Genomic DNA, 12,722 nt, shown 5'->3' on the forward strand with positions numbered 1-12,722 from the left:
TCCGCTCGGCCGCGGACCGTCATTCACAACTGCCACGAGAGGGACGGAAAGACGTGCACACAAGCTATGAGAACGGCATCGTGATCGCCCACGTCGATGCAGACGAGGCTCTCGCCCGTGATTGGCGTGAGGAACGGCCGGACGCCGACCTGGTACGGGTCAAGGCTCCCGACGTCACGGACTGGCCGGCTCTTCGCGGAGCCGGTTTCACGGTCAAGCCCGGCTGGATCACCTGGCTCGCGCCCGCGTGCGCGAGTGAAGAGGAGTTCCTGACGCGCATGTCACGCCGCTCTCGGCGCGGGGCTCGCAGTGGTCCCGCCGCTCTGGCGGAACGCGGAATCAAGCTGGCCGTCAGGTCGCCCCTCGACCCCACCCAGATGGACGAGTTCCTCACGCTGTACGAGGCCCATATCGCCACCCTGCGGAACGGTGTTCCGTATGCCCGGCGAGTCCGTGACCAACTGCTGGATAGGCCGGAGAACTACTTCACGGTCAGGGCCGAGGATGCGGACGGTACGCTGATGGGCGCGTGCCTTTGCGAAATCGACGCGGCGATGTCGATCGTCCGAGTCCGGTTCACCGCCCTGGGGGACGAGGACCGCGACGGTAAGCTCGTCCGCGCGATTTATCTGACGGCCTTCCAAGAAGCGCGGGAACGGGGCCATCGGTGGGTCTCGCTGGGCAGTGATCCGAGCATCTACGGACACCAAGTCCAGCCGGGCCTCTTCGTGTTCAAGAGCAGGTTCGGGCTCTTCCCGGTCCCGCTGAAGCTGCTGCAGCCGGACGCCCACCCCATGCAGACCGCTGACGAGGCGGATCTGGTGCTTCGATTGACGGCCCTTTCCGACCCCAGCCTCCTCGTCGCCTACGACGGCGACCGGCCAACGGGGCACCGTACCGATGGCACCTGGCTCAGGGAGGCCACCGGGCAGGAGCCGACGCCGGTCGTGCCGTTGCACCTGGAGGTTCTCTCACGTGACGCGGAAACCGATACGAACACATACGGTGCGGGGTTCCTGAGCCGGACGACCCTGCGCGTGATCGATGCACGATATTGACAATCAGGAGATTTGAATGCACCTGTTCTCGCTGATAGGCGGGGTCGGCCATCACCAAGGAGCTTGGCGGCGTCCGAACAGCCGAGCCGAAGGCGCGATGACGCTGGACTACTACAGTGACATCGCGGCACTCGCCGAGCGCGGCAAGATCGACGCCCTGCTCATGGCCGACGGCCTGTCCGTGAACGGACCCCGCCTGGCCAGCGCCTCGTTCCCGCACGTGGAACCGATGACCATGCTCTCGGCGCTCGCCGCGCGCACGAGCCGGATCGGCCTGGTGGGCAGCGTGTCGACGACGTTCAGCGAGCCCTACAACGTCGCCCGGCAGTTCGCGACGCTCGACCACATCAGCGCGGGCCGCGCCGCGTGGAACATCGTCACCTCCGGACACGGGGAGCTGAACTTCGGGGACGCCTCCCTGCCGAGCCACTCGGACCGGTACGAGAGGGCGGACGAGTACCTGGAGGTCGTGACCGCGCTCTGGGACAGCTGGGAGTCCGACGCGATCGTCCTCGACCGCGCCAACGGGGTGTACGCCGACGCCGCGAAGGTCCACCGGATCGACCACGTGGGCAAGCACTTCAAGGTCGAGGGCCCACTGAACGTGCCCCGGAGCCCCCAGGGACGCCCCGTGCTCGTTCAGGCCGGGTCGTCCGCCACGGGTCGGACCTTCGCCGCGAAGCACGCCGAGGTCGTCTTCACCGCCCAGCAGACTCTGGCCGGCTGCCAGGACTTCTACAGCGACATCAAGGCCAGGGTCCGCGCGGAGGGCCGCGACCCCGAGAAGGTGAAGGTCTTCCCCGGGGTCCACCCGCTCGTCGGCAGCACGGAGGCTGAAGCGCTGCGCATGGAGGACGAGCTCCGCCACCTCATCCGGATGGACACCGGGATGACCTGGCTGTCCAAGCAGTTGGGCGGCATCGACATCTCCGGCCTCGACCCGTCGAAGCCCGTTCCGGAGGAACTCCTGCCCGCGGTCGACACGGTCCAGGAGCGCAGGAGCCGGTACGAGATCTTCAGGCAGTTGGCCGTGGAGGAGAAGTACAGCATCAACAGGCTGATCGAGGCCGAGGTGATGTCCGCGGGCCACCTGGTGGTCGTGGGCGCCCCGGAGCAGATCGCCGACCGCTTCGCGAAGTGGGTGGCCGAGGGTGGTGCGGACGGCTTCATGCTCCTTCCCTCCTACCTTCCGGAGGGCCTGGAACTGATCGTCGACGGAATAATCCCCGAACTGCGCAGACGAGGGCTCTTCCGCAGCGACTACACCGGTACGACGCTGCGCGACCACCTCGGGCTCGACCCGCTCACCGGGTCGGACCGGGGATAGCGCGCGGTTCCCCCAGGAGCCGACGGGCAACGCCTGGACGGGGGCCCACGCCGGGAGCGCGGTTCCGCGCTCCCGGCCAACGCCTTGCCCGTCGGCGGCGCCCGAGCAGGGCTCAGTTGACGTTGACGGCCTCCCAAGCGGCCGCCACCTGCTGGTACTTCGTGTCGGGGGGGCGCCGTACAGGTCGGCCGCCGCTTTCAGGGTCGCGGTGCGCGCCCCCGCGTAGTTGGTCGTCGAGGTCATGTACGCGGAGAGCGCCTTGTACCTGATCTTGTACGCCACCCCGTTGACCGTCTTGGCGCCGCTGCCCTCGGAGGGGAACCGACGCGAACGAGATATCGGCATGTCAAGTTCAAGGGCCGGCACCCCTCAGAGGTACAGGCCGCATCATCGGTTCATCCGAATAGGGTATGCCCGGTGGCGCTCACACCATCTTGAGGCCGCCGTCGACGGTGAGGACCGTGCCCGTCGTGTGCGTGTTGCGAGGGCTCGCCAAGTAGGCCACTGCCTCCGCCACCGCCTCAGGCTCGGCGAAGGAACCGATCACCTGCCGGGCCAGGAGTTCCGGCTCCGCCCCATCACGGAGAGCCTCGGTCAAATCGGTCTTGACGATGCCGGGAGCGACCGCGTTGACGAGGATTCCACGGGATCCGAGTTCCACCGCCATGGCCCTGGTGAACGCCTCCAGACCGGCCTTGGACGCAGCGTAATTGGCCTGGCCCTTTCCGGGCTTGCTCGCGGCCGCGGAGGAGATGTTGACGATGCGCCCGGAACGTTGACGCAGCATGGTGAGCGCGACTGCTTGGGTGAGGAACATCGGGCCGACGAGGTTGGTGGCGATGACCTGGTGGATGTCGTTCGCCTCCATGGTCAGCAGAAGCTTGTCCCGTGCTATGCCCGCGTTGTTCACCAGAATGTCGATCCGGTCGAACTTCTGGTGCACCGCGGCCACCAGCTGCCGCCCAGTCTCGGGGCGGGAGATGTCGCCCGGGAACAGTTCGACCTTGCGGCCCAGTGCGGCAATGCACTCGGCGGCTTCCTCAGCCTGCGATTTCGAGCTGTGGTAGTGGAGCGCGATGTCACATCCGGCTTCCGCCAGGCGGACGATCGTCGCACGGCCGATCCCCCTGCTGGCCCCGGTGACGAGCGCGACCTGGCCTTCGAATTCCATGTTCTGTTCTGCTCCGTCCGTGGGTGCCGGGAAATGACCGGGTGGCGATCCGAACGACCGCCGGCAACGGTGGTGCCCCCGGCACGTGGGCCCGCACCGTGTACCGCGGGTGGTCAGCGGGACTGCCGGTGGCTCTGGGAGAGCCGCTCCAACACCGGTACGGTCTCGGCCGGGGTGGGGTTGGATCGCATCTCGGCCCGCAGCCGGTCCGCGGCCTGCTGGAGGGAAGGCTCGGTGAGCACTCGCTGAACCGCCGCGCGCAGTGTGGGCGCGTCCAGGTCCTCGGGCCGGATGAAGATGCCGGCGCCCAGGTCGTCGAGCTGCCGGGCCCTGACCGGCACGTCCCAGTGCGCTCCGATGACGATCTGCGGAACGCCGTGCAGCAGGGCTGTCGCCGAGGTGCCGGCACCACCGTGGTAGATGATCGCGGCGCAACTCGGCAGCAGCACGTCCATCGAGACGAAGTCGACGATCCGGACGTTGTCGGGGACCTCCGTCAGGTTCTCCCGCTGGGTGCTGTCCAGCGTGGCGATGATCTCGATGTCGAGGTCGCCCAGCGCCGTGAGCAGGTCCTGGAAGCGGACGATGTCCTTGCCGTGGGTCTCGCGCCCCGACACTCCCTGGGTGAGGCAGATGCGCGGTCGCTTCGGCTTCTCGGACAGCCAGCCGGGTACGACGGCAGGGCCGTTGTAGGGAACGAAGCGCATGGGCAGGATCGGCTCGCGAAGGTTGAGCCGGACACTCTCCGGGCCCGGGTCGATGACCCACTGGCCGTTCAGCAACTCCTCCAGCCCGTCTCCGGCTGCCGGGAGGCCCAGCCTCTCCAGGGTCCAGCCGAGCCACTCGGCCATCGGGTCCTCCCGGTGTTCGGGAGCCTGCTGTGCCTTGGCGTCCAAGAACCCTTCCCGGGCCTGACCGATGACATCGGGACCCCACAGGATGCGGGCGTGCGCCGCGCCCACGGCATGGGCGGCGACCGCTCCCGCATAGGTGAAGGTTTCCCAGATCACCAGGTCCGGCTGCCAGGAGCGGGCCAGCGCGACGATGTCGTCCATCGTGGAGTCGCCGTTGAGCGGCGCGAAGCACAGCGAGGTCAGAACGGTCTGCTGGCCGAGCAGATGTTCCCAGGACCGCGCATCGGGCCGCTCCTCGGCGAAGTCCAGTCCCTCCTGATACGGGGTGATGTCTCCGCCGATCTCGGCGAACAGCTCCATCATGTCTTTGTCGTCACCGACCGGCACGGCGGTGAGCCCGGACCCGGTGATGATGTCGGTGATGCGGGGCTGGCTGGCCACTAGCACCTCGTGGCCTGCGGCTTTCAGGGCCCAGGCTAGCGGCACCAGGTGATAGTAGTGCGTGTTGTGGGCAATCGACGTCATCAGGACGCGCATCGGCTCGTCTCCCCGTTCGGCAGTCGGTGTTCGTCGCGGGTGCTCATGCCGCACCCGCGTCGGTCAGTGCCCCAAAGCCCGTCCGGGCGACGGGGAAGCGGGCGTGGCCGAGCGTGACGGGTGCCCGCCTGAGGCGTACCGCGGTCCCGCTCGGCCGCAGGCCCGGTGCCTCCTGCGCTAGCACCCGCAGCGCACTGCGGGAGAGGGCGCGGACCGTCCGGGCGGCAGAGGTGGAGTGCGCATCGCCGAGGAGCCCCAGCGGGACGCCGACGCCGTCGCCCTGTTCGGGGGCGCCGGTGCCGTTCTCCGTCGGGGCAGGGGTGACCGCCGGGTCGCGCTGGGCGGCGGCGAGGAGGATCGCCACATGCCCGTCCGCGGGGATCGGCACTCCGGCCAGTTCGACGTCCTCCTGCGCGATCCTGCTCTCCACCCGCACCGGCGGCTGCCGCCACCAGGTCTCCGCTATGACGGCGTCGGCCTTCTCCGGGTTCTGGCAGAGGGCGTCCCACTGCCCGGGAGAGCTGCCCAGCGCCTCGAACGCGTTGCAGATGAGCGCACCGGCGGGTGCGGCCACATCGACTGCCAGAGCGAGAACCGCCTGAGCGGACCGTGGTCCGCCCTCGCCGAGGTGGCGCGCGAGCAGTTCCCGGAGCTCGGCCGCTGCTCCCAGGCCGGTCCGTGTGATGTCGAGAGTCTGCGGGCAGAGCCGGCTGTCGAGGCTGCGGGCACAGCCGGCCAGCAGTTCCTCGAACCGGCTGCGCCGGGCTGCGGGCAGCCCGAGGAATTCCGCCAGGACCTGTGCCGGCAGGCGTCGCGCGAAGTCGGCAACGAGGTCGAAGTCGGCGCCGAGCCCGCCCAGGAGGGTGCGTGACACCTGCTCGGCGAGGGCCTCCACGGCCACCTCGTCCTGCGCCGACACCGCCGGCTCGGCGCCAGTCGGCACGCCGCCGTGCTCCTGTGCGCGGGCCGGACCGGTCTCGGGGCCTGCCGGCGGGAGAAGTGCCGCGCGGTGCCGTTCTCCCGCGCGGGTCAGCGCTCCGAAGCGGGCGTCGGTCAGGACGGACCGGGCGAGGTCGGCGTCCGCGATCACCCACGTGTCCAGCACCACGCTGTGGAACACCGGTCCGCGTGCGCGGACCTCCTCCTCGTATGAGGTGGGGTCGTCCCGCTGGGCGCGCAGGATCAGCGCGTAAGGGTCTCCCTGCGTTCCTGCGAACCAGTGGCCCACGTAGGTTCGTTGAAGTCTGCGGCCGAGTGCGGACAGGGTGGTCCACTGCGTTGTCACGGGAGTCCTCCAGGGTGTCGCGGCATACGGAAAACGGGGGGAGAAGCCATCCGGCGCCCGGCGAGGGTTCTCCCCTGGGGTGGTTCACAGGGCGTCGAGCCAACTGCGGACAGTCGCCGCGATGTGGCGGGCGTGCTCGGTCATCAGCGTCAGGTGGGTGCCCGGCAGGTCGGCGGCGGTGTGGTCGCCGCCGTCCCAGCGTGCCCGCCAGCTCTCCGGTTCCCCGGACCACTGCCCCACCGGCTCCGTCGCGCGCAGGAACAGGACAGGCGCCTTCGTGGGTCTCGGCGCCCACTCCAGGAGCATCTGGTTGTAGGCGCCCATCGCCGTCAGCCGGGAGTCGTCGATGGCCACCACGGAGCGCTGCATGACCCAGTCGAGCATCTGGTTACGCCACACCCCCATCGCCCCCGGCGAGCTGGGGAGATAGACGTCCACGAGGATCAGCGCCACGGGACCCGCGCCGCGCTCCTCCAGTCGGCAGGTCAGCGCGTGTGCCAGCGCGCCGCCCGCCGAGTGGCCGAGGAGGGCGTAGGGCCTGTCGCCGGTGTGCCGCAGCACTGCGTCCGCCTGCGCGTCGAGCAGCCCGTCCAGGGAGTCGGGCAGCAACTCGTCCGCGCGGAAGCCGGGCTGGCGCAGCGCCGACACGGTCAGCCGGTTCTCCAAAGCCGCGGCCAGTGCGGTGAACTCCTCCGGACCCGACGCCACCGCTGTGCCCGCGCAGCAGATCAGCTCCGGCCCCGCACCGTCCGCGGTGGCCAAGGGCACCGGCGCCGACTGCCATGCGGCGGCGGCCTGCCCGAGGGTTTCTCCGTCCGCGAAAACATGATCGGCGGGGAAGGCGGGCCGGAATGCGGCGAGTTCGGCGAGTGTGCCGATGAACGGCTCCGCCCGGCCGAGCCGCACGGCCCGCCGGTACATCGCCACCAGGCTGCTCTCACCGGCCGTGTCCGAGCCTCTGGCAGGTGTGCCGTCGCTGTCGGCGGCCGTCATGGCGGCTGCCAGGTGCCCGGCCAGCTCCCTGGGGGTGGGGTGTTCGAGGACGAGGGAGGAGGGCACCTCCAGCCCGGTGGCGCCGGTCAGGGCGACGCTCAGTTCGATGGCAGCGAGCGAGTCGAAACCGATGTCGCCGAAGGGGGTGTCGACCGGTACGTCTTCCAGTTCGGCGTGCCCGAGTGCGGCCGCCGCTTGTGTCCGCACCAGCACGAGCAGGTCCTGCGCACTCAGCGCGGGCCGGGTCGCCGGATCGGTGGGCTCCTCCGCGGCGGCCGATCCGGCCGTCCCGCCCACCGCGGGCACGACGGGCCCGGCGGCTCTCGCGGGCACAGGGGCCGCCGCCTCCAGCCAGAACCGCTGACGCTGGAAGGCGTAGGTGGGTAGTGTGGCGTGGCGGGCGCCGGTGTCGGCGTAGAACCGGGACCAGTCCACCTCCGCGCCGCGCGCGTAGGCCGTGGCGAGCGCCATCAGGAGGGTACTGCCCTCCGGCCGCTCCCGACGCATCACGGGCACCAGCGCGGCCCGCGCCCGACCGGGCGCCTCGGCGGCCGTGTCCCCGGCCGGCTCCTCCTCCAGGGTCTCCAGAGCCAGGCCGCAGAGCACGCCGTCCGGCCCCAACTCCACGAAAGTGCTGATGCCGCGCGCGCGAGCGGCGCGCACCCCGTCGTGGAACCGGACGGTCTCCCTCGCCTGCCGGACCCAGTAGTCGGCGGCGGTGAGTTCCCCAGCCTCGGCCTCGCGGCCGGTCAGGCCGCTGATCACGTCGAGCGTCGGCTCGCGGTACTCCACCGCGTCCGCGACCCGGCGGAACGGTTCCAGCATGGAGTCCAGACGAGGGGAGTGGAAGGCGTGGCTGACGTTCAGGCGCTTGGTCCGCACGCCGTACTCGGTCAGCTCCTCGGCAAGCGCCGAAACGGCGTCCTCGTCCCCGGAGACGACAATGGTGCGGGGCCCGTTGACGGCCGCCACCGCGATGCGGTCCTCCTGTCCGGCGATCAGGTCCCGCACCTCGTGCTCGGCGGCACGGACCGAGAGCATGGCGCCGCCGGTCGGCAGTTCCTGCATGAGCCGACCGCGGGCGGCGACCAGTGCGCAGGCGTCCGCCAGCCCGAACACCCCAGCCACGTGGGCTGCGGCCAGCTCGCCCACGGAGTGCCCCAGCAGCACGTCGGGGCGCAGCCCCCAGCCTTCGAGGAGCCGGAACAACGCGACCTCTACGGCGAACAGGGCGGCCTGGGCGTATTGCGTGCCGTCGAGCAGCGCGGCCTCCGGCGAACCGGCCTCCGCGAACATCACCGTCGACAACGGCCGGTCCAGGTGAGCGTCCAGATGCTTCGCGATCGTGTCCAGCTCCCGTGCGAACGCCGGGTACTGCGCGTACAGCTGCTCCGCCATGCCGGGTCGCTGACTGCCCTGCCCGCTGAACAGGAAGGCGGTACGCCCTTCGCCCTGCACGGTGTCCCGCACCGCCCCGCCCGGGTCGCGGTCTTCCGCCATCGCCTTCAGCGCCCCGAGCGTTTCGGCACGGGATCCGCCCTCGGCGGAGGCATTCGCGAGCAGCACGGTCCGGTGCTCGAAGTGGGTACGGGTCATGGCGAGCGAGAACCCGACGTCCAGCGGGTCGAGGCACGGGTGCTGTTCCAGGTGTGCTGCCAGGCGCGCGGCCTGCTCGCGCAGCGCCGGCCCCGTACGGCCGGACAGCGTCCACGGGACCAGGCCCGGCCGCCCCGCCACGGCCGACCGCTCCTTTTCGAGCTGTACGGGCGGCGCCTCTTCGAGGATGACGTGGCCGTTGGTGCCGCTCACGCCGAAGGCCGAGACTCCTGCCCGCCGGGGGGCGCCGGTCCGCGGCCACGGCACCGTCTCGGTCAGCAGCCGCACCTGCCCGTCGCCCCAGTCGACGTGCCGCGTCGGGCTCTTCACATGCAGCGTGCGGGGAAGCACACCGTGCCGCAGCGCCATCACCGTCTTGATGACGCCGCCCACTCCGGCTGCCGCCTGCGCGTGACCGAAGTTCGACTTCAAAGACCCTACCCACAAGGGGTGCTCGTGACTTCTCTCCTCACCGTACGTGTGCAGCAGGGCCTGTGCCTCGATGGGGTCGCCCAGCCGGGTACCGGTGCCGTGCGCCTCCACCGCATCGATCTGGCCGGCCTCGAGCCGGGCGTCGGCCAGCGCGCGGCGGATGACTCGCTCCTGGGAGGGTCCGTTGGGCACGGACAGACCGCTGCTGGCACCGTCCTGATTCACCGCCGTACCCCGCACGACGGCGAGGACCCGATGCCCCTTGCGTACCGCGTCCGACAGCCTCTCCACCACCAGGACGCCGACGCCCTCGGCCCAGCCCGTACCGTCCGCCGCGTCGTCGAACGCCTTGCAGCGCCCGTCCGGGGCGAGTCCCCGCTGCCGGGCGAACTCCACGTAGGCGGCCGGGTTGGCGAGCACGGCGACTCCGCCGGCCAGGGCGAACTCGCACTCCTCGCGGCGCAGCGCCTGCACAGCCAGGTGCAGTGCCACCAGTGAGGAGGAGCAGGCCGTCTCGACGGTCATGGACGGGCCTTCCAGGCCCAGGAAGTAGCTGATCCGGCCCGACAGGACCGCGTCGGCATTGCCGGTGAGCAAGTAACCGTCGGACCCCTCCGGCAGGCGTCCCGACGCCGCCGCGTCGCCCGGCACGTAGCCCTGGTTCGCCGCGCCGACGAACACACCGCCCTGGCTGCCGCGCAGCGCGCGCGGGTCCAGCCGGGCCTGCTCCAGGGCTTCCCAGGACGCCTCCATCAGCTGGCGCTGCTGCGGGTCCATCACGGTGGCCTCGCGTGGTCCTATCCCGAAGAACTCCGCGTCGAAGTCTCCGGCGTCGTACAGGAATCCGCCCTCGCGGCAGTAGGTCGTTCCCGGGACCGACGGGTCCAGGTCGTAGATCCGCTCCACGTCCCAGCCCCGGTCCTCGGGGAAGGGACCCACCGCGTCGGTCCCCGACACGACGAGTTCCCAGAGGTCCTCGGGCGAACGGACCCCGCCGGGATAGCGGCAGGCCATGCCGACGATCGCGATGGGCTCGTGACGGGCCGCGAGGAGTTCGCGGTTGCGCTTGCGCAGCCGTTCGGCGTCCTTGACGGAGGTGCGCAGTGCCTCTAGCACCTTCTCTTGGGACAGGGCCATGAGTGGTCTCCTTGCTGAGCTCCGGGCCGTGACCCGGTCAGGTCTGTGTGGTTCGTGCGGCCGAAGGCGGCGACGGCACGGTGGGCCCCGGCGCCGCCCGCAACGGTCAGGAGTCGGACTGGTTGAGGACGAGGTCGACCAGTGCTTCGGCATCCAGACCGTCGACTTCCGCCAGGGCGGCCTCCTCGTCCGGCGTGGCCGCGCCGCGATGCGGCTCGTCGCCCGGCGGGTCGGCCCATCCGCCGGACTCCGCTCCCCGTTTGGCGAGTTCGAGCAGACCGTCGAGGAGGCCCGCGGCCCGCAGCCGGGCCAGCGGCACGTTCTGCAGTGCCTGCCGGATCTCCGCCTCCTGTGCGGCCTCGTCGCTCGGCACCGCCAGCAGGACGTCGAGGCGGGCTGCCGCGGCACGGGCGTTGGGGTGGTCGAACGCGAAGGTGGCGGGGATCTTGGTGCCCACGGCCGCACCGAGCTTGTTCGCCAGTTCCACGGAGGTAACCGAGCTGAACCCCAGAGTCCGGAACCCGGCGTTGGACTCGATGTGCTGCGGCCCCGGGTGACCGAGGACGGCGGCGGCGTGGCGGCGCACGAGATCGAGCAGGATTTCCTGCCGGTCGTCGCCCGTGGCCCGGCCGAGCCGTGCCAGCACGCCCTGGTCGGCTGCCCCGCCGTGCCGTGCGCCGCCCGAGAGGTCCTCCGACGGCCCGCCCGCTGGTCCGTCCGGCGCGGCACGCACTCCGGGCAGCTCCCCGATCAGCGGGCTGGGCCGGAAAGCGGTGAACGACTTTGCGAACCGGGACCAGTCGACGTCGACCACGCTCACGCAGGTGTCCCCTCGGTCCAGAGCCTCGCCCAGGGCGGCGACGGCCGACTCGGGGTCCATCGCCCGCAGACCGAGGGCGGTGAGGAATTCCTCGCCCTGCTCGCCGGCCATGCCTCCGCCGTCCCACAGGCCCCAGGAGACCGAAGTGGCGGTCAGTCCCTCCGCCCGGCGCTGTTCGGCCAGCGCGTCCAGTGCGGCGTTGGCGGCTCCATACGCGCTCTGCCCGCCACTCCCCCACACGCCGGCGCCCGACGCGTACAGCACGAACGCGTCCAGCTCCTTCTCCCTGGTGAGGTCGTGCAGATGCCGCGCCCCGACGACCTTGCCCGGGAGTACGGCGGCGAGCCCCGCCACATCCGTCTCGGCCAGCGGCGCCGAGTGCGGGACACCGGCGGCGTGGAACACCGCCGACAGCGGCTGCCCGGCCGGCAGGGCATCCAGCAAGTCCCGCAACGCGTTCCGATCTGCCACGTCGCAGGCCGCGACGGTCACCTCCGCGCCCAGCTCCTTGATCTCCGCTGACAGTTCCGCGGCTCCTGGCGCGCCCTCGCCCCGCCGCCCGGCCAGAATGATGTGCTCGGCGCCGTTGCGGGCCAGCCACCGCGCCAGATGGCCACCGAGGGATCCGGTTCCGCCGGTCACCAGAACCGTGCCGTGCGGCTGGTAACCGCCCTTCGCGGCCCGGGGGGCGGATGCGGAAGGGCTGGAGGCGGGCAGCAGCCTGCGGCCGTACGCGCCCGACGCGCGCAGCGCCACCTGGTCCTCGGCACAGGTCTCCGACAGCACACGCACGAGCTGCCGCCCTTGCCGTCCGGTATCCCGCGCCGCCCGGGGAAGGTCCACCATCCCGCCCCACCGGGTGGGGAGTTCGAGCGCCGCACAGCGGCCCAGGCCCCAGACCTGGGCGCCGGCTGACGACGGGCACTCGGCGGGGGACACCGCGACCGCCCCACGGGTCACGACCCACAGCCTCGGCTCCTCGCCCCGGGCCACGTCCAGATCCGCGCACGCCTGCGCGAGCAGCATCGTGCCTGCCGTGGCACGGTCGACGCCCGGATGATCCGGGTGCTGCCGCTCATCGGTGCCCAGGAGGGAGAGGATTCCCACGAGGGGTTCTTGCTCTTCGGCCGCGGTGGTGGTGAGCCGCGCCGCCAGGTCGGCGCGGTCCGTTGCCGTCACGTCGACCGTGAGGCGGGAGACCGTGGCGCCGTGGGTGGTGAGGGCGTGCTGGACGTCGTGTGCGACACGCGTGGCGTCCGCGTCCAGGTGCTCGGGCATGACGAGCAGCCACCGGCCGTCAAGACGCGCCGACTCCGACAGCGACAGACTCTTCCACGCCACGCGGTAACGCCACCTCTCGATTCCTGACGCTGCGGCGAACTCGGTTACCGCTACGGAAGGACGCGACTCCAGCCAGTAACGCCGACGCTGGAAGGGGTAGGTGGGCAGGTCGATGGTGCGGGCGCCGGTGCCCTCGAACAGTGCCGGCCAGGACACCTCCACGCCCTGGAC

General features: G+C 71.0%; 7 protein-coding genes and 1 pseudogene. 2 read left to right on the top strand and 6 right to left on the bottom strand.

The window, feature by feature from the left end; translation table 11 throughout:
* The first annotated feature begins 53 nt into the window (after window positions 1-53).
* Window positions 54-1,058 (top strand): GNAT family N-acetyltransferase, encoded by a 1,005-nt coding sequence (locus ACFWW8_RS15280; protein WP_386528538.1) that lies wholly within the window; start codon window positions 54-56, stop codon window positions 1,056-1,058.
* Between the two features lie 16 nt (window positions 1,059-1,074).
* Entirely contained in the window at window positions 1,075-2,385 is a 1,311-nt protein-coding gene (locus ACFWW8_RS15285) for an LLM class flavin-dependent oxidoreductase (protein ID WP_386528540.1), read from the top strand.
* Window positions 2,386-2,497: 112 nt separating this feature from the next.
* Here ACFWW8_RS15285 and ACFWW8_RS15290 read toward each other — a convergent pair.
* The 6 genes and pseudogenes from ACFWW8_RS15290 to ACFWW8_RS15315 all read right to left on the bottom strand — a co-directional run.
* A pseudogene (locus tag ACFWW8_RS15290) lies at window positions 2,498-2,700 on the bottom strand (M4 family metallopeptidase); the annotation flags it as partial.
* A 109-nt stretch (window positions 2,701-2,809) separates the two neighbouring features.
* Window positions 2,810-3,556 (bottom strand): 3-oxoacyl-ACP reductase family protein, encoded by a 747-nt coding sequence (locus tag ACFWW8_RS15295; RefSeq protein WP_386528542.1) that lies wholly within the window; start codon window positions 3,554-3,556, stop codon window positions 2,810-2,812.
* 113 nt (window positions 3,557-3,669) lie between these two features.
* Complete coding sequence (locus ACFWW8_RS15300) at window positions 3,670-4,947, bottom strand: activator-dependent family glycosyltransferase (protein WP_386528545.1); 1,278 nt, start codon at window positions 4,945-4,947, stop codon at window positions 3,670-3,672.
* Window positions 4,948-4,990: 43 nt separating this feature from the next.
* Window positions 4,991-6,232: a P450-derived glycosyltransferase activator gene (locus tag ACFWW8_RS15305; protein WP_386528547.1), complete on the bottom strand. Its 1,242-nt coding sequence runs from the start codon at window positions 6,230-6,232 to the stop codon at window positions 4,991-4,993.
* Between the two features lie 84 nt (window positions 6,233-6,316).
* Complete coding sequence (locus ACFWW8_RS15310; protein WP_386528549.1) at window positions 6,317-10,390, bottom strand: type I polyketide synthase; 4,074 nt, start codon at window positions 10,388-10,390, stop codon at window positions 6,317-6,319.
* Window positions 10,391-10,496: 106 nt separating this feature from the next.
* A partial coding sequence (locus tag ACFWW8_RS15315) for a beta-ketoacyl reductase (protein WP_386528552.1) occupies window positions 10,497-12,722 on the bottom strand: 2,226 nt, incomplete at its 5' end.

It is taken from the genome of Streptomyces sp. NPDC058701 (genome assembly GCF_042715295.1).
In the GTDB taxonomy this organism is placed as follows: domain Bacteria; phylum Actinomycetota; class Actinomycetes; order Streptomycetales; family Streptomycetaceae; genus Streptomyces.

Excerpts from the sequence above, each read along its gene's own strand:
- ACFWW8_RS15285 (WP_386528540.1), top strand. The coding sequence starts at position 1,075 with ATGCACCTGTTCTCGCTGATAGGCGGGGTCGGCCATCACCAAGGAGCT.
- ACFWW8_RS15295 (WP_386528542.1), bottom strand. The coding sequence starts at position 3,556 with ATGGAATTCGAAGGCCAGGTCGCGCTCGTCACCGGGGCCAGCAGGGGG.
- ACFWW8_RS15300 (WP_386528545.1), bottom strand. The coding sequence starts at position 4,947 with ATGCGCGTCCTGATGACGTCGATTGCCCACAACACGCACTACTATCAC.
- ACFWW8_RS15310 (WP_386528549.1), bottom strand. The coding sequence starts at position 10,390 with ATGGCCCTGTCCCAAGAGAAGGTGCTAGAGGCACTGCGCACCTCCGTC.